The organism is Klebsiella sp. WP4-W18-ESBL-05 (assembly GCF_014169075.1).
GTDB classification, from domain to species: Bacteria; Pseudomonadota; Gammaproteobacteria; order Enterobacterales; family Enterobacteriaceae; genus Kluyvera; species Kluyvera ascorbata_B.
The window spans coordinates 1899763-1921900 of sequence record NZ_AP022057.1; the positions used below are offsets into that span (position 1 = coordinate 1899763).

Genomic DNA, 22138 nt, shown 5'->3' on the forward strand with positions numbered 1-22138 from the left:
GAGGGCCGATTTTTTATTTCACGCGCGCGGTTTATTCAACCGACTGCGGGCGAGTAGGGCCTGCGGTAGCGGTGTGCGTTGCACTGTGGCCGCCAGCGGAACCTTTGCCGTCGAAGTCGAAGGACGGACGAACCCAGTCGCTATGACGCGGCGCTTCCGGCACGTAGTCCGGCGCAGGTGCGCGGGTCATCGGTGCAGAGGCGCGGTTAGCGGCCACCGGTTTTGCAACCGGAGCTGGCTCGACAATCGCCGGGCTGGCGGCGGCAGGTTCAGCGACGACCGGTGTTTCGACGACCGGTGTTTCGACGACAGGCGCTTCAACAACCGGCGCTTCAACAACGGGAGCCTCAACTACCGGGGCAGCAACAACAACCGGTTCAGCTTCAACCGCAGGGGCAACGACCGGCTCAGCCTGAACAGCCGGTGCCGCTTCGACGACCGGTGCGTCTGCTTCGGCTTTTGCCTCTTCGACGACTGCCGGCGCGGCGGCTTCTTCCACCTGTGCTACGACGGCGTCTTCGACGACCGTGGCGACAGGGGCTTCGCTTTCCGCTGCCTGTTCCTGCACAATGACAGCCGGTTCAGTCACGACGGTTTCAGCGTGTTCCGTTACGGTTTCTACCGCGACGGCTTCAGCAACGACAGCCTGCTCGGTGGCTTGCATCTCAATCGGCTGCACGACTTCTTCTTGCTCAACCGGTGCTTCGAGATCGGCCTGATTTTGCACCTGTGCAATCGGGTAGCTGATCCACACTTTACCGGAAGCCAGCTCAGGTGACGCACAGGCGACAGTCAGCGGCATCGGTGATTGGGTCGGGTAACGCTCGTCACGGTAACGACGACGACGCTGGCCGCTCACGCGCAGGTGGCGCGGGGAACGACGAGAACGACGTGGCATACCGTTGTTATCGCGGCCTTCGGCGCTTTCGTCCTGCTCGCCCTGAACCGGGGCATCGACAACGGCTGGCAGGTCAACTTTGGCCAGCGCGGTACGCGGCGCTTCCTGCTGAGGTTCATCGTCGACGATCAGCTCGCGGGCTGCGGTCTGCTCAGGCGTTTCGATACGCACTTTCTGCGCCAGCTGACGCGGCTTACGACGCGGCATGGTCTGTACGCGTTCTTCCTGCGCGGCGTCTGACTCGACAACCGATTCTTCACGCACCTGCTGCGGTTTCGCTTCCTGCGGCTGCTGACGTTTTTCGTCATTGCGGCGGCGGTTACGTTCGCGGCGGGACTGCTGCTGTTCGTCGCGTGACTTCGCTTTCTCGGCGTCATCTACGGCGTTCTGCTGGCGATTTTCGCGGGCTTCGGTCTGCTGTGGCTTCTCGCGGCGGTTGCGGCGATTGTCTTCGCGACCTTCACGGGTTTCGCGCGGCTCGCGAGCTTCGGCGTTTTCGTTACGTTCGCTGCGATCGTTACGATCATTACGGTCGTTACGACGGTCGCTGCGTTCGTTGCGATCGCGACGGTTGTTCTGACGCGGCTTGCGGCGCTCCTGCTGACGCTCAGGTTTCGCATCCTGCTTCTCCGGTACGGCTTCAACCGGCTTCTCCGGGCTACCGGCAAACAGGCTCTTCAGCGCGGCAAAGAAGCGAGAGAGCAGGCCCGGTGCGGCAGCAACAGCGACTTTTGGCTGTACGGCGGCCGGTGCAGCTTTCTCGGCAGTCGCCTCAGGCGGAACTTCCGGCATGACGAAGGTTGCCAGCGCCGGCTGCTCAGGCAGCTTACGTTCAGCAAACTCTTCTTCAACCGGCAGCGCCATGGCTTCTTCATGCAGCTTCGGCAGCAGGTAGCTTAGGGTGGTCGTCTCTTCGCCTTTACGCACGCGCAGTACGGAGTAGTGCGGCGTTTCCATCTGGTCGTTCGGAACAATGATGCAGCGAACGCCGCCCAGGCGGGATTCAATGGCGCTGACTGCCGCACGTTTTTCGTTCAACAGATAGGATGCAATCGGCACCGGGACGATGGCGTGAACTTCTTTGGTGTTCTCTTTCAGCGCTTCTTCTTCAATCAGACGCAGAATGGAGAGCGACAGCGATTCGTTATCACGCACGGTGCCGGTGCCGGAGCAGCGCGGGCAGACGTGATGGCTGGACTCGCCGAGCGACGGGCTCAGACGCTGACGGGACATTTCCAGCAGGCCGAAGCGAGAAATGTGGCTGATCTGGATACGTGCACGGTCCTGACGCACCGCTTCGCGCAGACGGTTTTCGACCGCGCGCTGGTGGCGTACCGGGGTCATATCGATAAAGTCGATGACGATCAGGCCGCCGAGGTCACGCAGACGCAGCTGGCGAGCGATTTCATCGGCCGCTTCAAGGTTGGTGTTGAAGGCGGTTTCTTCGATATCGCCGCCGCGGGTTGCCCGCGCGGAGTTGATGTCGATAGCGGTCAGCGCTTCGGTGCTATCGATAACGATAGACCCACCTGACGGCAGACGGACTTCACGCTGGAAGGCGGATTCAATCTGCGATTCAATCTGATAATGGCTGAACAGCGGGATTTCGCCGGTGTACAGCTTAATTTTGCTGCTGAAATCTGGACGGCCCAGCGCAGAAATGTGCTGACGCGCCATTTCCATCACTTTCGGGTTGTCGATCAGGATTTCGCCGATGTCCTGGCGCAGGTAGTCGCGGAAGGCGCGAACGATGACGTTACTTTCCTGGTGAATCAGGAATGGAGCAGGGCGGCTTTCAGCGGCTTTCTGGATGGCTTCCCAGTGCTTCAGGCGGAAGCTTAAGTCCCACTGCAGCGCTTCGGCGGATTTGCCAACGCCTGCGGTACGAACGATTAAGCCCATGCCGTCAGGCAGTTCGAGGCTGGACAGCGCTTCTTTCAGTTCGGTACGATCGTCACCTTCAATGCGACGGGAGATACCGCCCGCGCGCGGGTTGTTCGGCATCAGTACCAGATAGCTGCCCGCCAGGCTGATAAAGGTCGTCAGCGCAGCGCCTTTGTTGCCGCGTTCTTCTTTATCGATCTGGACGATAACTTCCTGGCCTTCACGCAGCACATCTTTGATGTTTGGACGACCGTGTGAGCTGTAGTTGGCTGGGAAGTATTCGCGAGCGATTTCTTTGAGAGGGAGGAAACCGTGACGTTCGGCGCCGTAATCAACAAATGCGGCTTCGAGGCTCGGTTCAATACGGGTAATTTTGCCTTTGTAGATGTTCGCTTTTTTCTGTTCGTGCCCTGGGCTTTCAATATCCAGATCGTACAGACGCTGCCCATCAACAAGGGCGACACGCAACTCTTCCTGCTGAGTTGCGTTGATTAACATTCTTTTCATCGTAACTTACTCATTATTCTTACATTGACGACTAAGCTGCGAGCAGAGTGTTGCCTTTCCGGGGTAAACCGATGGCCTCGTGACTATTCACGTCGCCAACCTCACGGTTGTCGCTCGCTTAAGAGGCGCAGAGTGTCGGTAGCCTGTGTTTCAAACGGAAACACAGCGCAATTATTTGGGGAACAGCCTGGGATAACTCTCCAGAGAAGATTCCATTTATACTCGTCATCTTTCAGAAGGTAGAGGGTGCACGGATGTTTCCCGTTGCGTTTTCTTTCTGCCATCTAAAATTCGTACAGTATATGTACCGGTAAGGACTGCAACTCGCAGCCCGCTAACTGTCTGAGGGATCAATACGTCTTACGCCATTGCTGCGTGGATGATCGAACAGACAAAACTGGTCATTCCGTCATACACTTCATCGTTCAAGCTGCTTCGGCGTTGGCTGCGTTCGTTCGCTTCAGTGACGTACTCAAGTACGCTCCTGCGGGCTCACTCCCTTGCCGCCTTGATGCCGCTAGAATGATTTTGTGCATTTATCCTTGTTATTCCAGGTTCAACACGGAAAACAGCTTCATTATTCCTTGGTAACCCGGTTATAGCAAGATGACTTTCACCTTTTATCACCCGGTTACTCACAGTTTCTTCACTCGCTCACTGAGATTGTTCTAATAACAAACAGCTCGCGGGGAAAAGCAACAGCAATAAACGGGTAATGATAAATATAAGCATAGAAAAATGAGTGGCGCTAATGTGCCGGGATATTTAAAATCGCGCACCATGAAAACTGAGACTCCGACCGTAAAAATGATTGCCATTAGCGCTGATGAAGCCGGGCAACGAATTGATAACTTTTTGCGCACCCAGTTAAAGGGCGTGCCAAAGAGCATGATTTATCGCATCCTGCGTAAGGGCGAGGTGCGGGTGAATAAAAAGCGCATCAAGCCAGAGTACAAGCTGGAAGCCGGCGATGAAGTGCGTATTCCGCCGGTGCGCGTCGCCGAGCGTGAAGAAGAAGCGGTCTCGCCGCATCTGCAAAAGGTGGCCGCGCTGAGCGATGTGATTCTGTATGAAGACGATCATATCCTGGTGCTCAATAAACCTTCCGGTACCGCAGTGCACGGCGGCAGCGGCTTAAGCTTTGGGGTGATTGAAGGGCTGCGCGCCCTGCGCCCGGAAGCCCGCTTCCTTGAGCTGGTTCATCGTCTCGACCGCGATACCTCCGGCGTGCTGCTGGTGGCGAAGAAGCGCTCGGCGCTGCGTTCGCTGCACGAGCAGCTACGCGAGAAGGGGATGCAGAAAGACTATCTGGCGCTGGTGCGCGGGCAGTGGCAGTCGCACGTGAAATCGGTGCAGGCGCCGCTGCTGAAAAATATTCTGCAAAGCGGCGAACGCATTGTGCGCGTGAGTCAGGAAGGCAAACCGTCGGAAACCCGCTTTAAGGTGGAAGAGCGCTATGCGGTCGCTACGCTGGTGCGCTGTAGCCCGGTGACCGGACGTACGCACCAGATTCGCGTACACACGTTGCATGCCGGCCATCCCATCGCTTTTGATGACCGCTATGGCGACCGCGAGTTTGATAAACAGCTGGCGGGCACCGGCCTGAATCGCCTGTTCCTGCACGCGGCGGCGCTGAAGTTTACCCACCCGGGTACCGGCGAAGTTATGCGCGTGGAAGCGCCGATGGACGACCAGCTTAAGCGTTGTCTTCAGGTACTGCGTAATCAAAGCAAGCAGCAGTAAGCTGTAAGGCCGCAGGCCGGATAAGCGAAGCGCCATCCGGCTGATGCCGCCCAGATTGCCGGATGGCGATTCGCTTATCCGGCCTACTAGCCTCTCTTATTTTCACTCACTTCAGCCATTTATCCAGCCAGGGGAAAACTTCCTCCTGCTGTTGCAGGTAAAAGACGTGACCTAAATCTTGCCAGGTTTTGGTGACGAGCCTATCGTCGGCGTTTTGCGAAGACCAGACGCGGTGTGCTTTAGCAAAGGCATCATTGACGGCGTTCGCCGGGAACAGTTTGTCCTGCCCGCCGCTGAAAATCAGCATCGGTTTCGGCGCGGCGAGGCTGGCGATATCAGGGATATCCATTCTGGCAGGCATCCCCGGATGCAGCATATAAAACGCCGACTGGCCGCGCAGCACGTTGTTGCCCGGCGTCATCAGGCCATCGTAGGTACCAAACCAGGAGATAACCGCCGTGGCGGCGACGTTTTCAGAGAGCGCAGCCAGCTGCCAGGCGCGGAAACCGCCCATTGAGAAGCCGAGCGCGCCGATACGCTGAGGGTCGACGCCCTTAAGCGAAGCGACGAAGTCGACGGTACGCATATCTTCATAGGCGACTTCCCCGGCTAACGAACGGCCAAGATTGAAGTAGTTACTGGCCAGCGCCTGCTGCTGTTCGTAGACCATCGGGCCACGATCGCCCCAGCCGGGGCTGTCGATGGCGATCACCACATAGCCACGCTTGGCCAGTTCATCACCGATAAAGCGCCCGGTAAAGAACTTATCGGCCCACGCCTGGGCGCTGGCGAGCTGTTGCGGATTGCCCCAGGGGCGAATCAGCTTCTCTTTACCAATATCGAATTTTGAACCATGGTCGTGCAGCAGGACGATGGCCGGATGCGGGCCGGGCGATTTGGGCGTGAGCATGAGCGCGGAGATACGGTTGTCGTCGGTAATATTGAGCGCTAACTTTTCCGCGGTATAGCTGCCGCGGTCTTCACTGGCGATTTTTCGCGCATCGAAAGGTTTGGTTGCGTCCGGCGTCAGCAGGGATTGCCGGAATACCTGCCGGGCGTGCTGCTGCCAGCGTTTAAAATCAGTGAAATGCCCGGAAAGCCACGAATCAGGGTACTGCATGCTGGTTTTCATCTGCTGCCAGCTGGCAGGGAGATTGCCCTCCACCACGCCCTGTGTTTGCCAGTCATCAGCGGCGTGCGCCTGAACTGCGGTTAGCATTGCCAGCATAAATAATATGTTACGTTTGCCACGCATTATTACCCCTTAAATTAAAACATTGTTTCAATATGGTAAGGGGATTTTAACGGTGAGGAAAAAATAAACTGTGATCGTGGAAGAAATAAGCACGTTTATAGCGCGCGTTTCCCGACGCCGGATCACAACGCCGGGAAGCGACTAATCTAACAGCGGGTTATGATTTTCGCGGCGCAGCATTTTGCACAGCGCAATCAGCGGTAGCCCCACCAGCGTATTGGGGTCACGGCCTTCAAGCCGTTCAAAAAGCGTAATACCTAACCCCTCGCTTTTAAAACTGCCGGCACAGTTGAGCGGGTTTTCTTTGCGAATATAGGCGGTGATTTCTTGTTCGCTTAAATGGCGGAAATGCACATCGAACGGTTCGCATTCGGTCTGTAATTGTCCGTTAGCGGAATTGTACAGCGCCAGCCCGGTATAAAATGTCACCACATTACCGCTGGCTTTTTGTAATTGCAGGCGGGCGTTATCCGGCGTGTGCGGTTTGCCGGTAATTTCACCATCCAGCATACAGACCTGATCGGAGCCGATAATCAGATGATTCGGGAAGCGTTGTGCCAGCGCCTGCGCCTTTAGCTGCGCCAGACGCAGCACCAGGCTGCGTGGCGTTTCGCCCGGCAGCGGCAGCTCGTCCACCTCCGGAGCTGCGCATTCGAAGGGCACGCCAAGCTTCTCTAGCAGCTGTTTGCGATAGGGGGAAGTGGAGGCAAGGATCAAATCAGGCATAATTTTTCAAATAGACGGTAGCGAATTAGATTCCGACATTTTAAACTATAGGCCGCAATGTGTGCGAATTATTGGCAAAAGGCAACCTGAGGCTGCCTTTTTCTTTGACTCTATGACGTTACAAAGTTAATATGCGCGCCCTATGCAAAAGGTAAAATTACCCCTGACTCTCGATCCGGTTCGTACGGCTCAAAAACGCCTTGATTACCAGGGTATTTATACCCCCGATCAGGCGGAGCGCGTCGCCGCGTCCGTAGTCAGTGTGGACAGTGATGTAGAATGCGAGATGTCCTTCGCTATCGATAACCAACGCCTCGCGGTCTTGACCGGTGATGCGAAGGTGACGGTATCGCTGGAATGTCAGCGTTGCGGGAAACCGTTTACTCATCATGTCTACACAAAGTATTGTTTCAGCCCGGTCAAAAATGACGATCAGGTTGAGGCACTCCCGGAAGCGTATGAGCCGATTGAGGTTAACGAATTCGGTGAAATCGACCTGCTGGCGTTGGTAGAAGATGAAATCATCCTCGCCTTGCCGGTAGTTCCGGTGCATGATTCTGAACACTGTGAAGTGTCCGAGGCGGACATGGTCTTTGGTGAATTGCCTGAAGAGGCACAGAAGCCAAATCCATTTGCCGTATTAGCCAGCTTAAAGCAAAAGTAATTGAGGAGTAAGGTCCATGGCCGTACAACAGAATAAACCAACCCGTTCCAAACGTGGCATGCGTCGTTCTCATGACGCTCTGACCGCAGTCACCAGCCTGTCTGTAGACAAAACTTCTGGTGAACAACACCTGCGTCACCACATCACTGCCGACGGTTTCTACCGTGGCCGTAAGGTCATCGCTAAGTAATCACGCGAAAGCGTGGTGAAGCTTAGTGAGGATTTCCCCGCGCAAGCGGGGATAAACCAAACCGAGCGGCGACGATACCTTGACACGTCTAACCCTGGCGTTAGATGTCATGGGGGGCGATTTTGGTCCTTCCGTGACAGTGCCTGCAGCTTTGCAGGCACTGAGTTCTAATCCGCAACTCTCACTTCTTTTAGTCGGCAATCCCGACGACATTACGCCATTACTTGCCAGAGCTGACTTTGAACAACGTTCACGTTTGCAGATTATTCCTGCCCAGTCGGTTATTGCCAGTGATGAGCGGCCATCGCATGCTATCCGCCACAGTCGCGGCAGCTCAATGCGATTGGCGCTGGAGATGGTGAAAGAAGGGCGGGCCGAAGCCTGCGTCAGCGCTGGAAATACCGGTGCGCTGATGGGGTTGGCAAAATTGCTGCTCAAGCCCATTAAAGGGATTGAGCGCCCGGCGCTGGTGACGGTACTGCCGCATCAGCAGAAGGGCAAAACGGTGGTGCTGGATCTCGGCGCTAACGTAGATTGCGACAGTACCATGCTGGTGCAGTTTGCCGTCATGGGGTCGGTGATGGCCGAGGAAGTGTTGGGAATTGCTAACCCGCGCGTTGCCTTGCTCAACATCGGCGAAGAAGAGATTAAGGGTCATGATAGTATTCGTGACGCCTCATTAATGTTAAAAACAATCTCTTCGCTCAATTATATCGGCTATCTTGAAGCCAATGAGCTGTTAACGGGCAAAACTGACGTTCTGGTTTGCGACGGCTTTACAGGAAACGTCACCTTAAAGACGATGGAAGGGGTGGTTCGCATGTTCCTTTCGCTGCTGAAATCGCAGAGCGAGGGGAAAAAACGGGCGTGGTGGCTGATTTTATTAAAGCGTTGGTTACAAAAAAGCCTGACAAGGCGATTCAGTCACCTCAACCCCGACCAGTATAATGGCGCCTGTCTGTTAGGATTGCGCGGCACGGTGATTAAGAGCCATGGTGCCGCCAACCAGCGAGCCTTTGCGATCGCCATTGAACAGGCAGTGCAGGCGGTGCAGCGACAAGTTCCTCAGCGAATTGCCGCTCGCCTGGAATCCGTATACCCCGCAGGGTTTGACGTGCTGGAAACGGGCAAGCAGTAAGGCCCGCTTCGCCGTGCGTTAAACAGAGCGGCTAAATTAGCGAAAAGTGACTGAGCGTACATGTATACGAAGATTATTGGTACCGGCAGCTATCTGCCTGAGCACGTGCGGACTAACGCCGATCTGGAAAAAATGGTTGATACGTCTGACGAGTGGATTGTCACCCGTACAGGTATCCGTGAGCGCCGTATTGCTGGCCCTGATGAAAACGTGTCTACGCTGGGTTACGAAGCGGCAAAACGCGCGCTGGAAATGGCGGGTATTGAGGCAAGCGAACTGGGCCTGATTGTGGTCGCGACCACTTCGGCGACCCACGCGTTCCCAAGCGCTGCCTGCCAGATTCAGGATATGCTGGGCGTGAAAGGCGCGCCGGCGTTTGACGTTGCCGCCGCGTGCGCAGGTTTTACCTATGCACTGAGCGTGGCCGATCTGTACGTGAAAACGGGCGCGGTGAAGTACGCGTTGGTTGTGGGTGCGGATACGTTGGCTCGTACCTGCGATCCTACCGATCGCGGCACGATCATTATCTTCGGTGACGGCGCGGGCGCCGTGGTGCTGGGCGCTTCCGAAGAGCCGGGCATCATCTCTACCCATCTGCACGCCGATGGGAGCTACGGTAAGCTGCTGACGCTGCCGAACGCCGATCGCGTTAACCCGGAAAACTCTATCCATCTGACGATGGCGGGTAACGAAGTCTTTAAAGTCGCGGTGACCGAACTGGCGCACATCGTTGATGAGACGCTGGCTGCGAACAACCTCGACCGTTCTGAACTGGACTGGCTGGTGCCGCACCAGGCGAACTTACGTATTATCAGCGCGACGGCGAAGAAGCTCGGCATGTCCATGGACAACGTCGTCGTCACCCTTGACCGTCACGGTAACACCTCGGCGGCTTCCGTACCGTGCGCCTTCGATGAAGCCGTACGCGATGGCCGCATTAAGCGCGGTCAGCTGGTGCTGCTGGAGGCCTTCGGCGGTGGTTTCACCTGGGGCTCTGCGCTGGTTCGTTTCTAAGTATAAGGATAAAAAACATGACGCAATTCGCTTTTGTGTTCCCGGGGCAGGGTTCACAGGCGGTAGGCATGCTGTCTGAACTGGCGGCTACCTATCCGGTTATCGAAGAAACTTTTCATGAAGCTTCTGCGGCGCTGGGTTATGACCTGTGGGCGCTGACTCAGCAGGGTCCGGCGGAAGAGCTGAACAAAACCTGGCAAACGCAGCCTGCGCTGCTGACGGCTTCCGTTGCGCTGTATCGCCTATGGCAGCAGCAGGGCGGTAAAGCACCGGCGGTGATGGCGGGCCACAGCCTGGGCGAATACTCTGCGCTGGTTTGCGCGGGCGTTATTGCCTTTGCTGACGCGGTACGTCTGGTTGAAATGCGCGGCAAGTTTATGCAGGAAGCCGTACCGGAAGGCACCGGCGGCATGTCCGCAATTATCGGTCTGGATGACGCCTCTATTGCCAAAGCGTGTGAAGAGTCTGCTGAAGGGCAGGTGGTTTCTCCGGTTAACTTCAACTCGCCGGGTCAGGTGGTTATCGCGGGCCATAAAGAGGCGGTTGAACGTGCGGGCGCAGCCTGTAAAGCCGCAGGCGCCAAGCGCGCGCTGCCGCTGCCGGTCAGCGTGCCGTCTCACTGCGCGCTGATGAAGCCTGCCGCAGAAAAACTGGCCGTAGAACTGCAGAAAATCACCTTTAATGCGCCGACGGTTCCGGTTGTGAACAACGTTGACGTGAAGTGCGAAACCGATGCCGACGCGATTCGCGACGCGCTGGTTCGCCAGCTGTACAGCCCGGTTCAGTGGACCAAAACCGTTGAGTTTATGGCGTCCCAGGGCGTAGAGCATCTGTATGAAGTTGGTCCGGGTAAAGTCCTCACCGGCCTGACCAAACGTATTGTAGATACCCTGACTGCGTCGGCCATTAACGAACCGACTGCCCTGTCAGCGGCACTTGCGCAATAAAGAGGAACGCATGAGCTTTGAAGGAAAAATTGCCCTGGTAACGGGTGCAAGCCGCGGTATTGGCCGCGCGATCGCTGAAACTCTCGTCGCTCGCGGCGCAAAAGTTATCGGCACTGCGACCAGCGAAAGCGGCGCGCAGGCGATTAGCGACTATCTGGGTGCGAACGGTAAAGGTCTGATGTTGAATGTGACCGACCCTGCATCTATTGAATCTGTTCTGGGAAATATCCGCGCAGAGTTTGGTGAAGTCGATATTCTGGTCAATAATGCCGGGATTACTCGTGATAACCTGTTAATGCGCATGAAAGATGACGAGTGGAACGATATCCTCGAAACCAACCTGTCATCTGTTTTCCGTCTGTCAAAAGCGGTAATGCGCGCTATGATGAAAAAGCGTCATGGGCGTATCATCACTATCGGTTCTGTGGTTGGTACCATGGGAAATGCGGGTCAGGCTAACTACGCTGCGGCGAAAGCCGGTCTGATCGGCTTCAGTAAATCACTGGCGCGTGAAGTTGCGTCACGCGGTATTACTGTGAACGTTGTTGCTCCGGGCTTTATTGAAACGGACATGACGCGTGCGCTGACCGATGAGCAGCGTGCGGGTACACTGGCGGCAGTTCCTGCGGGGCGCCTCGGCACTCCAAATGAAATCGCCAGTGCGGTTGCATTTTTGGCCTCCGACGAAGCAAGTTACATCACTGGTGAAACGTTGCACGTAAACGGCGGGATGTACATGGTCTGATCGTGTTTTGCACAAAGTGCTCAGACAACGGGCAATCTACGTATGTCTGAGTATGATTAGTGCAAAATCATTTGCGTTATGAGGGCAAACACCCGCAAAATAGCGTAAAATCGTGGTATGACCTGCCGGGATTTAGTTGCAAATTTTTCAACATTTTATACACTACGAAAACCATCGCGAAAGCGAGTTTTGATAGGAAATTTAAGAGTATGAGCACTATCGAAGAACGCGTTAAGAAAATCATCGGCGAACAGCTGGGCGTTAAGCAGGAAGAAGTGACCAACAATGCTTCCTTCGTTGAAGACCTGGGCGCAGATTCTCTTGACACCGTTGAGCTGGTAATGGCTCTGGAAGAAGAGTTTGATACTGAGATTCCGGACGAAGAAGCTGAGAAAATCACCACCGTTCAGGCTGCCATTGATTACATCAACGGTCACCAGGCGTAAGTGAACATCTCCAGGCGGTCATTCGACCGCCTGAGTTTTATCTTTTTGTCCCACAAGTATCTATTTTATCCCTCCCTGGAGGACAAACGTGTCTAAGCGTCGTGTAGTTGTGACCGGACTGGGCATGTTGTCTCCTGTCGGCAATACCGTAGAGTCTACCTGGAAAGCTCTCCTTGCCGGTCAGAGTGGCATCAGCCTGATCGACCATTTCGATACTAGCGCCTATGCAACCAAATTTGCTGGCTTAGTAAAGGATTTTAACTGTGATGACATCATCTCGCGTAAAGAACAGCGCAAGATGGATGCCTTCATTCAATATGGAATTGTCGCTGGCGTTCAGGCCATGCAGGATTCTGGCCTTGAAGTGACGGAAGAGAACGCTCACCGTATTGGCGCCGCTATCGGCTCCGGTATTGGCGGCCTCGGTCTGATCGAAGAAAACCACAGTTCGCTGGTAAACGGCGGGCCGCGTAAGATCAGCCCCTTCTTCGTTCCGTCCACGATTGTTAACATGGTGGCAGGTCACCTGACCATCATGTTCGGTCTGCGTGGGCCAAGCATCTCTATCGCGACCGCCTGTACTTCCGGTGTGCATAACATCGGCCAGGCCGCGCGTATCATCGCCTACGGCGATGCAGATGCCATGGTTGCCGGTGGTGCCGAGAAAGCCAGTACCCCGCTGGGCGTGGGTGGCTTTGGCGCAGCGCGTGCGCTGTCTACGCGTAACGATAACCCGCAGGCGGCAAGCCGTCCGTGGGATAAAGATCGCGATGGCTTCGTGCTGGGCGACGGCGCAGGTATGGTCGTGCTGGAAGAGTACGAACATGCGAAAAAACGCGGTGCGAAAATCTATGCGGAAGTCGTTGGCTTCGGTATGAGCAGCGATGCCTACCACATGACGTCACCGCCGGAGAACGGCGCAGGTGCTGCGCTGGCGATGGTTAACGCCATTCGCGATGCAGGTATTGAAGCGGGCCAGATTGGCTACGTCAATGCTCACGGTACCTCTACGCCAGCGGGCGATAAAGCAGAAGCACAGGCCGTTAAGTCTGTCTTCGGCGACGCCGCCAGCCGCGTTATGGTCAGCTCCACTAAGTCAATGACCGGCCACCTGCTGGGCGCTGCGGGTGCAGTAGAGTCTATCTACTCCATCCTGGCGCTGCGCGATCAGGCCGTGCCGCCAACCATCAACCTGGATAACCCGGATGAAGGTTGCGATCTGGACTTCGTTCCGCACGAAGCGCGTCAGGTCAGCGGAATGGAATACACCCTGTGTAACTCCTTCGGCTTCGGTGGTACCAACGGCTCGTTGATTTTCAAAAAAGTCTGAGTTCGTTGTCTGACAACGCCGTGATAAGGGCCCGCTAGTCGGGCCTTTTTTTATTCGGCTTTCTCTGCTTGTTCAGCGTGGTTCATCCTGCGACACTACCCGGCCATCAATAAGGAGCCATGATGTTCTTAATTAATGGTATTGAGCAGAACGCCCTTGCGGCGGGCGATCGCGCCACGCAGTTTGGCGACGGTTGTTTCACCACCGCGCGGGTGATACAAGGGCGAGTACAGATGCTGGCGGCCCACATCACCCGTCTGCAGCAGGCGTGCCAGCGCCTGGCGATTCCCTTTACCGACTGGTCTACCCTGAGTCAGGAGATGACGCAGCTGGCGCAGTCGCAGCGTGACGGCGTGCTGAAGGTTATTCTCAGCCGCGGTGCCGGCGGCCGCGGCTACAGCGGCAGCGCCTGCCTCGCGCCGACGCGCATTTTGTCTACCTCTCCCGTGCCCGCACACTACACCCGCTGGAAAGAAACGGGCATAACGCTTGCCCTCAGCCCGGTTCCACTGGGCCGCAATCCTTATCTTGCAGGAATGAAACACCTCAATCGCCTTGAGCAGGTGTTGATTCGTTCTCATCTTGAGCAGACGGACGCCGATGAGGCCCTTGTTCTTGACAGCGACGGGTGGCTTACGGAATGCTGTGCCGCAAATCTGTTCTGGCGCTGCGGGCAGAATGTCTATACCCCATGCCTCGACCAGGCTGGCGTAAACGGTATTATGCGGCAGTTTATCATCGCCCAACTGGCACTGACCGCGTATCGCGTTGTCGAAGTGAATGCGCCGCTAACGGCGCTCGCACAGGCCGATGAAGTCCTTATTTGTAACGCGCTGATGCCGGTGATCCCCGTTCAGCGCTACGCGGAGCAGCAGTGGCCTGCGCGCGAACTTTACCAATATTTAGCCCCAATTTGTGAGTCGTCTGATTAGCATGAAGAAACTGTTACGCCTTGTTCTGTTACTGTTGGTTGCCCTCGGCGTTGCCGCCGGCGTCGGCATGTGGAAAGTGCGCCAGCTGGCAGACAGCACTATCCTGGTGAAAGACGAGACCATCTTCACCTTAAAAGCGGGCACCGGGCGACTGGCGCTGGGCGACCAGCTGTACGCCGAGAAGGTGATCAATCGTCCGCGGGTGTTCCAGTGGCTGCTGCGCCTTGAGCCGGAGCTTTCCCACTTCAAAGCCGGGACCTATCGCTTTACGCCGCAGATGACCGTTCGCGACGTGATGCAGTTGCTGGCCAGCGGCAAAGAGGCGCAGTTCCCGCTGCGCTTCGTTGAAGGTATGCGTCTGAGCGATTATCTGAAGCAGCTGCGCGAAGCGCCTTATATCAAACACACGCTGAGTGACGATAGCTACGCCACCGTGGCGAAAGCGCTGGCGCTGGAGAACCCAGAGTGGATTGAAGGCTGGTTCTGGCCTGACACCTGGATGTATACCGCCCACACGACCGATGTCGCCATCCTCAAGCGTGCGCACCAGAAAATGGTTGCCCAGGTCGATAAAGCCTGGGAAGGGCGAATGGACGGCCTGCCGTATCAGGATAAAAACCAGCTGGTGACCATGGCGTCGATTATTGAAAAAGAGACGGCGGTAGCGGAAGAGCGCGATCGCGTGGCGTCGGTATTTATCAATCGCCTGCGTATAGGTATGCGTCTGCAAACCGATCCCACCGTGATTTACGGCATGGGAGAGCGCTACGATGGGAAGATCTCGCGTAAGGATCTTGAGACCCCAACTGCGTATAATACCTACACGATATCTGGCCTGCCGCCGGGCCCGATCGCCAGCCCGGGCGAAGCGTCGCTGAATGCCGCCGCGCATCCGGCAAAAACGCCGTACCTCTATTTTGTGGCCGACGGTAAAGGTGGTCATACGTTTAATACCAATCTTGCGAGCCATAATCGCTCGGTGCAGGATTACCTGAAAGTGCTAAAGGATAAAAATGCGCAGTAATTACATCGTCATTGAAGGACTGGAAGGGGCCGGGAAAACCACCGCACGGGATGTCGTCGTTGACACGTTGCGCGGCCTCGGCGTCAACGATCTGCTGTTTACCCGCGAGCCGGGTGGCACCGTGCTGGCAGAGAAGCTGCGCAGCCTGGTTCTGGATATCAAATCAGTCGGCGACGAAGTCATTACTGATAAGGCCGAAGTGCTGATGTTCTACGCCGCGCGCGTGCAGCTGGTTGAAACGGTGATTAAACCGGCGCTGGCAAGCGGGCAGTGGGTGATTGGCGACCGCCACGATCTTTCAACCCAGGCCTACCAGGGCGGCGGGCGCGGTATCGATCGCCATTTGCTGTCGACGCTGCGTGATGCGGTGCTCGGTGACTTCCGTCCTGACCTGACGATTTACCTTGATGTGACGCCGGAAGTTGGCCTTAAGCGCGCCCGCGCGCGCGGCGATCTTGACCGCATTGAGCAAGAGTCGCTGAACTTCTTTAACCGCACCCGCGCGCGCTACCTTGAACTGGCTGCGGCGGATGACAGTATTCTCACCATTGATGCCACCCAGCCGCTGGACAACGTGATGAGCGATATCCGTGCGGCGGTGACCGCGTGGGTGGTGGAGCAACAGGCATGAAATGGTATCCGTGGTTACGCCCGCCGTTTGAACAGCTCGTCACGAGCTATCAGGCCGGACGTGGTCACCATGCGCTGCTGGTTCAAGCGCGCAGGGGAATGGGGGCTGACTCGCTGGTCTATGCTATCACCCGCTTCCTGATGTGCCAGACGCCGGACGGTCATAAAAGCTGCGGCCACTGCCACAGCTGCCAGCTGATGCAGGCCGGTACGCACCCGGATTACTATGCGCTACAGCCTGAGAAAGGCAAAAGTACGCTGGGGATTGATGCGGTGCGCGAGGTCAGCGAAAAGCTGTACGAGCACGCGCGTCTCGGTGGCGCTAAAGTGGTGTGGATAGCCGATGCGGCGCTGTTGACCGAGGCTGCCGCTAACGCGTTACTGAAAACGCTGGAAGAGCCGCCGAAGAATACCTGGTTCTTTCTGGCCTGTCAGGAGCCCGCGCGGCTGCTGGCTACGTTGCGCAGCCGCTGCCGTTTTTACCATCTGGCTCCGCCGGGTGAAGGGTACGCGCTGGCGTGGCTTGAGCGTGAAATCAGTGCGTCGCGTGAGACGCTGCTGAGCGCGCTGCGCCTGTCCGATCACGCGCCCGCTGCGGCGCTGGAACTGCTTGCCCCCGATACCTGGGCGGCACGGGAAAAATTATGTCAGGCGCTGAGTGCCACGATCGACAGCGGCGACTGGCTGGCATTTTTGCCGTCGCTGAACCATGATTCAGTCGTACAGCGTTTACATTGGTTTTCATCGCTGCTGCTGGATGCCCTTAAGCATCAGCAGCGGATTACGCGCCTGACCAATGCCGACTGTCCGGCGCTGGTTCACCAGCTGGCGCAGACGCTGTCCGGCGCTCGCCTGCAGGCGATTGCCGCCGATGCCTGCACCTGCCGTGAGCAGCTGCAAAGCGTGACCGGGCTGAACCGCGAATTAATCCTCACCGAGCGCCTGCTGCGCTGGGAACAGTATTTGCAACCTGGTGCGGTACTGCCAGTATCTCACCTCTAAGAGAGACACCATGTTTTTAGTCGACTCGCACTGCCATCTTGATGGCCTTGATTATCAATCCCTGCACAAAGACGTAGACGACGTGATGGCGAAAGCCGCCGCGCGTGACGTCCGTTTTGCTCTGGCGGTGGCCACCACGCTGCCGGGCTACCGTCATATGCGCGAGCTGGTGGGCGCGCGCCCGGAGGTGGTGTTCTCCTGCGGCGTACACCCGCTCAACCAGGACGAAGCCTACGATGTTGAAGAGCTTCGCCGTTTCGCGGCGGAGGAGGGCGTCGTGGCCATGGGTGAAACGGGCCTGGACTACTTCTATACGCCGGAAACCAAAGCGCAGCAGCAGCTGTCGTTTCGCCAGCATATTCAGATTGGTCGTGAACTGAACAAACCGGTTATCGTCCATACCCGTGACGCCCGGGCCGATACGCTGGCGATTCTGCGGGAAGAAAAAGTGACGGATTGCGGCGGTGTACTACACTGTTTCACTGAAGACGCGGAGACGGCGGGCAAGCTGCTGGATATGGGGTTCTATATTTCATTTTCCGGGATTGTGACCTTCCGTAATGCTGAACAGCTTCGCGAGGCCGCGCGCTATGTGCCGCTGGATCGTCTGCTGGTAGAGACCGATTCACCTTATCTGGCGCCGGTACCGCATCGTGGCAAAGAGAACCAGCCGGCCATGGTTCGTGACGTCGCCGAATATATGGCGGTGCTGAAGGGCGTAAGCGTTGAACAGCTGGCCGAACAGACCACCGAAAACTTCTCTACGCTCTTCCATATCGACCCCGCCCGCCTGCAATCTGCCTGATTTTAGAGCTTATTTTAATGCTCGTAATTAATGGTCAAAGCGAGTACAGTTCACCGCCATAAAAGTGGCGGTGAATGTTAATCTTGCAACATACAGACACGTTTTATGTAAAGAAGATTAAGTTTTTAAGCCATGGCTCTTTGAAACGTGATAGCCGTCAAACAAAAGCACAGGGATTTATTTTACTCTGTGTAATAAATAAAAAGGGCACTTAGATGCCCTGTCCCTGGTGAGTTTCTCCCCATCTCACCGATGCGTGAAAACGTAGATAAAAGTACAAACTCAGGAGCACTCCTTATTATGTTTAAGAATGCATTTGCTAACCTGCAGAAGGTCGGTAAATCGCTGATGCTGCCGGTATCCGTACTGCCTATCGCAGGTATTCTGCTGGGCGTCGGTTCCGCAAACTTCAGCTGGCTGCCAGCCGTCGTTTCCCATGTTATGGCAGAAGCAGGCGGTTCTGTTTTTGCTAACATGCCGCTTATCTTCGCTATTGGTGTCGCATTAGGCTTCACCAATAACGACGGTGTTTCCGCGCTGGCGTCCGTCGTCGCTTACGGCATCATGGTGAAAACCATGGCCGTGGTCGCGCCGCTGGTACTGCACTTACCGGCTGAAGAGATTACCGCGAAACACCTGGCTGATACCGGCGTGCTCGGCGGGATCATCTCCGGTGCGATTGCCGCGTACATGTTCAATCGCTTCTACCGTATCAAGCTGCCGGAATACCTGGGCTTCTTCGCGGGCAAGCGTTTTGTTCCGATCATTTCAGGTCTGGCCGCCATCTTTACCGGTGTGATCCTGTCCTTCATTTGGCCGCCAATCGGTACCGCCATTCAGACCTTCTCTCAGTGGGCTGCTTACCAGAACCCGGTTGTGGCGTTCGGTATTTACGGCTTCATCGAGCGTTGCCTGGTGCCGTTCGGTCTGCACCACATCTGGAACGTTCCTTTCCAGATGCAGATCGGCGAATTCACCAACGCAGCGGGTCAGGTCTTCCATGGCGATATTCCTCGTTACATGGCAGGCGACCCGACCGCGGGCAAACTGTCCGGTGGTTTCCTGTTCAAAATGTACGGCCTGCCGGCTGCTGCGATTGCAATCTGGCACTCTGCTAAACCAGAGAACCGTGCAAAAGTGGGCGGTATCATGATCTCCGCTGCGCTGACCTCGTTCCTGACCGGTATCACCGAGCCGATCGAGTTCTCCTTCATGTTCGTAGCGCCGATTCTGTACGTTATCCACGCGATTCTGGCGGGTCTGGCATTCCCGATCTGTATCCTGCTGGGTATGCGTGACGGGACGTCGTTCTCTCACGGCCTGATCGACTTTATCGTCCTGTCCGGTAACAGCAGCAAACTGTGGCTGTTCCCGATTGTCGGTATCTGCTATGCGATCGTGTACTACGTCATCTTCCGCGTGCTGATTAAAGCACTGGATCTGAAGACGCCGGGCCGCGAAGACACCACTGAAGAAACCAAAGCGGGCGCAACCAGTGAAATGGCTCCGGCGCTGATTGCAGCCTTCGGCGGTAAAGAAAACATCACGAACCTTGACGCCTGTATCACTCGTCTGCGCGTGAGCGTAGCCGACGTCGCGAAAGTGGATCAGGCTGGCCTGAAGAAACTGGGCGCTGCGGGTGTGGTGGTTGCAGGTTCCGGCGTTCAGGCTATTTTCGGTACCAAATCCGATAACCTGAAAACCGAGATGGACGACTATATTCGTAATAACTAAGTTATTCGAAGTCGAAAAGTTGGGGAGACTAAGGCAGCCGAATGGCTGCCTTTTTTACGTCTGGAGCAGGGTGCCGGATGGCGGCGGCGCCTTATCCGGCCTACAGCTGAACATCCCGTAGATCGGATAAGCGTCAGCGCCATCCGGCAATAAAAAAGGAGCCATCAGGCTCCTTTTGTCTAGTGACGCTCCCCGGTCAGAACTGATAGCTCGCGGTCACGCTCACGTTACGCGGTTCACCGTACACGATTGAACCATCAATATTGGTGTCGTAGGTTTTATCAAACAGGTTGTTCAGGTTGCCCTGAATAGCGAAGTTTTTGGTGACCTGATAACGGGTGAATAAATCCACCAGCGCGTAGCTGCCTTGTTCTGCTCGGAACGTTCCGTATGCGGTGGCGGTATCTTTGTAGACGCGGTTCTGCCAGTTCACGCCGCCGCCAACGGTCAGTTCGGGCATTGCAGGCAGGCGATAGTGGGTGAACAGCTTCACGGTGGTGCGCGGCAGGTTCGGGTTAACCGCTTGACCTTGATTGTCGGTGGCAACATAGCGGGTGGCGCCAAAGGTCATCTGCCAGTTGTCAGTCAGCGCACCGTTAATTTCAAATTCAACGCCTTTGCTGACGGTGCCGTCGGCGGTGGTGTAGGCCGTTTCGCCGTTGCTGCCGGCGATCGGTACCCCGGTAGACTGCGCCAGGTTATCCTGCTCAATGCGGAACACGGCAAGCGTGGTGGTCAGGCGGCTGTCCATCCAGTCGGATTTCAGGCCGACTTCATAGTTGTTGCCGGTAATAGGCTTCAGATATTTGCCGGAACTGTCTTTGTCCTTTTGCGGCTGGAAGATGGAGGTATAGCTGGCGTAGGTAGACCAGTTATCGTTGATGTCGTAAACCAGCCCCGCGTACGGCGTCGTGTGGTTCTGTTCCATGCTGTAGGACAGCGTGTTAACGCTCCAGTTGGTATAACGTGCCCCAACGATCAGATGAAGCGGGTCTGCGAGCGTGATGCGCGTAGCTGCATACAGCGACTTCATGCGCGTGGTATCGTCCTGCGCGAGGCTCTGTGGGGACCAGTTGGTTTCCGGGAAACTGGCGCTATTGAAGTTATCAAAGTTGCCGATTGCATCCGGGAAAACGTTATCCCAGGAGCTGAAATAGCGATTGTTCTGCTTGCTGTAGCTACCGCCCAGCATCAGGTTATGCTGGCGGCCGAACAGGTCATAGCTCCCGTCTGCATAAAGATCTAACGCATCAACTTTACGCTTACCGCTGTTCCAGCCCGTCCCGCCAACGTATTCATAATCCGGACCGTAGCTGCCGTACGGGCCAACTAATGTTCCATCCGCCTTGTTAACATAGGCATCGATGTACATCATTTTACTGTCGAACTTCACCTCTGAATGGGTGGCATTCAGCGTCGCCTGCCAGGTATCGGCAAAGCGCTGCGTCAGCGTCATGAAGACTTTATTGATGTCTTTATCGTTATAGGCCCAGTCCGGCGAGGTGCTGTGCGCGCGATCGTAATGGTTGGTACTGCCGTCGGTATTCCAACGTGGTAAACCGCCCCAGGTAGGGCTGTTGACATTGATTTGCTGGTATTCATAACCAACGGAGAGGCGGGTGGTGTCGCCGAGATCCGCATCCAGAATGCCTGAGAAGAAGGTCTTTTCGTTATTGTAGCGGTCAAGCCAGGAATCATTGTTCTGATAGCCTGCAACGATACGCGCGCGCACTTTACCGTCATCGGTCAACGGGCTTTGCAGGTCGGCAACATAGCGTTGTTTATTCCAGCTACCGTACTCAGCGGAAAGGTTGCCTTTGAACTCCTGGCTGGTGGCATGTTTACGGATCATGTTAATGGAGGCGGAAGGGTTCCCGGTCCCCGTCATCAGGCCATTTGACCCGCGTACCACTTCCACGCGTTCAAACAGCGCGGTATCGGAAAGCGCATCGCCCAGGTTCCAGCGGGATTCAAAATAGGTCGGGATACCGTCGACCATATAGTTATCGATTTGAAAGCCGCGTGAGAAATAGCTGGTGCGATCGGAGTCGGCCTGGCTGCTGGTAATGCCGAGGGTATTATTCATGACGTCGCCGAGCGTTTGCAGCTGCTGATCCTGCATACGCTGCTCGTTCACAATGCTGACCGACTGCGGGATATCGCGCTGAACCATCTGCATTTTGGTGCCAGCGGTGGTGGATTTTACGCTGTAGTCCTGCTGGTCGTTGGCAGCACTGCTGTCGGCCGAACCATCGACGACGATGGTGTCTTCGCCGCTGCTGGCAGCAATGCCGAGGCCTGGGTAGAGCGCCAGCGCAATGCCCATAGCCACGAGAGTGAGGGCGGCACGGTTATCCCGGGTAGTGGAAATGAAAGACATGATAAACCCTTAATCTAACGAGTGTTGTTGTGTTCCGCAGCTCTGTGGCCACGGTCAATGAGTGATGCCAATGTGCACTTAAAGATAAATGCAAATGAGAAATATACGCATTTTTATTCATATGTAAACAAAAGTAAGCCGGAT

19 protein-coding genes are annotated in these 22138 nt (G+C 56.0%); 15 read left to right on the forward strand and 4 right to left on the reverse strand.

Annotated features, from left to right (window positions below):
- Positions 1-31: 31 nt before the first annotated feature.
- Positions 32-3289 (reverse strand): ribonuclease E, encoded by a 3258-nt coding sequence (gene rne, locus H7R58_RS09100; protein WP_182929099.1) that lies wholly within the window; start codon positions 3287-3289, stop codon positions 32-34.
- 780 nt (positions 3290-4069) lie between these two features.
- Here rne and rluC point away from each other — a divergent pair.
- Positions 4070-5032, forward strand: coding sequence for a 23S rRNA pseudouridine(955/2504/2580) synthase RluC (gene rluC, locus H7R58_RS09105; RefSeq protein WP_181357987.1), 963 nt, complete (start codon positions 4070-4072; stop codon positions 5030-5032).
- 106 nt (positions 5033-5138) lie between these two features.
- Here rluC and H7R58_RS09110 read toward each other — a convergent pair whose 3' ends face one another.
- A complete protein-coding gene (locus H7R58_RS09110; protein WP_413774319.1) occupies positions 5139-6260 on the reverse strand; it encodes a dienelactone hydrolase family protein in 1122 nt (373 codons plus the stop codon).
- A 168-nt stretch (positions 6261-6428) separates the two neighbouring features.
- Positions 6429-7013, reverse strand: a complete 585-nt coding sequence (locus H7R58_RS09115) for a Maf family protein (RefSeq protein WP_182929097.1) — start codon at positions 7011-7013, stop codon at positions 6429-6431.
- A 142-nt stretch (positions 7014-7155) separates the two neighbouring features.
- Here H7R58_RS09115 and yceD point away from each other — a divergent pair, with 142 nt between their 5' ends.
- The 14 genes from yceD to ptsG all read left to right on the forward strand — a co-directional run bounded on the left by yceD (position 7156) and on the right by ptsG (position 19614).
- Entirely contained in the window at positions 7156-7677 is a 522-nt protein-coding gene (gene yceD / locus H7R58_RS09120) for a 23S rRNA accumulation protein YceD (protein ID WP_106926331.1), read from the forward strand.
- A gap of 16 nt (positions 7678-7693) precedes the next feature.
- On the forward strand, positions 7694-7867 hold the full coding sequence (rpmF, locus tag H7R58_RS09125) for a 50S ribosomal protein L32 (protein WP_003036242.1): 174 nt from the start codon (positions 7694-7696) through the stop codon (positions 7865-7867).
- 79 nt (positions 7868-7946) lie between these two features.
- The gene (gene plsX, locus H7R58_RS09130) at positions 7947-9005 is read left to right on the forward strand and encodes a phosphate acyltransferase PlsX (protein WP_106926333.1); all 1059 of its coding nucleotides are present in this window, start codon (positions 7947-7949) and stop codon (positions 9003-9005) included.
- A gap of 60 nt (positions 9006-9065) precedes the next feature.
- Entirely contained in the window at positions 9066-10019 is a 954-nt protein-coding gene (locus H7R58_RS09135) for a beta-ketoacyl-ACP synthase III (RefSeq protein WP_106926335.1), read from the forward strand.
- Positions 10020-10036: 17 nt separating this feature from the next.
- Positions 10037-10966 carry an ACP S-malonyltransferase gene (gene fabD / locus H7R58_RS09140; protein ID WP_182929096.1) on the forward strand — a complete coding sequence of 310 codons (930 nt, stop codon included), beginning with the start codon at positions 10037-10039 and terminating at the stop codon, positions 10964-10966.
- A 10-nt stretch (positions 10967-10976) separates the two neighbouring features.
- Positions 10977-11711, forward strand: coding sequence for a 3-oxoacyl-ACP reductase FabG (gene fabG, locus H7R58_RS09145; RefSeq protein WP_182929095.1), 735 nt, complete (start codon positions 10977-10979; stop codon positions 11709-11711).
- A 209-nt stretch (positions 11712-11920) separates the two neighbouring features.
- Positions 11921-12157 (forward strand): acyl carrier protein, encoded by a 237-nt coding sequence (gene acpP, locus H7R58_RS09150; RefSeq protein WP_000103754.1) that lies wholly within the window; start codon positions 11921-11923, stop codon positions 12155-12157.
- 88 nt (positions 12158-12245) lie between these two features.
- The gene (gene fabF, locus H7R58_RS09155) at positions 12246-13487 is read left to right on the forward strand and encodes a beta-ketoacyl-ACP synthase II (protein WP_106926341.1); all 1242 of its coding nucleotides are present in this window, start codon (positions 12246-12248) and stop codon (positions 13485-13487) included.
- Positions 13488-13609: 122 nt separating this feature from the next.
- Positions 13610-14419, forward strand: coding sequence for an aminodeoxychorismate lyase (gene pabC / locus H7R58_RS09160; protein ID WP_106926343.1), 810 nt, complete (start codon positions 13610-13612; stop codon positions 14417-14419).
- A gap of 1 nt (position 14420) precedes the next feature.
- Complete coding sequence (yceG, locus tag H7R58_RS09165) at positions 14421-15443, forward strand: cell division protein YceG (protein WP_106926345.1); 1023 nt, start codon at positions 14421-14423, stop codon at positions 15441-15443.
- The gene (gene tmk / locus H7R58_RS09170) at positions 15433-16074 is read left to right on the forward strand and encodes a dTMP kinase (protein WP_182929094.1); all 642 of its coding nucleotides are present in this window, start codon (positions 15433-15435) and stop codon (positions 16072-16074) included. The genes yceG and tmk overlap by 11 nt, the downstream gene beginning before the upstream one ends.
- Positions 16071-17075, forward strand: a complete 1005-nt coding sequence (holB, locus tag H7R58_RS09175; protein WP_182929093.1) for a DNA polymerase III subunit delta' — start codon at positions 16071-16073, stop codon at positions 17073-17075. Before tmk ends, holB begins: the two co-directional genes overlap by 4 nt.
- A gap of 10 nt (positions 17076-17085) precedes the next feature.
- Positions 17086-17880 carry a metal-dependent hydrolase gene (locus tag H7R58_RS09180; protein ID WP_106926351.1) on the forward strand — a complete coding sequence of 265 codons (795 nt, stop codon included), beginning with the start codon at positions 17086-17088 and terminating at the stop codon, positions 17878-17880.
- 300 nt (positions 17881-18180) lie between these two features.
- Positions 18181-19614 (forward strand): PTS glucose transporter subunit IIBC, encoded by a 1434-nt coding sequence (gene ptsG, locus H7R58_RS09185; protein WP_106926353.1) that lies wholly within the window; start codon positions 18181-18183, stop codon positions 19612-19614.
- Between the two features lie 196 nt (positions 19615-19810).
- Here the strand turns inward: ptsG and fhuE are convergent, their stop codons facing one another.
- Positions 19811-21994 (reverse strand): ferric-rhodotorulic acid/ferric-coprogen receptor FhuE, encoded by a 2184-nt coding sequence (gene fhuE / locus H7R58_RS09190; protein ID WP_182929092.1) that lies wholly within the window; start codon positions 21992-21994, stop codon positions 19811-19813.
- Positions 21995-22138: the final 144 nt, after the last annotated feature.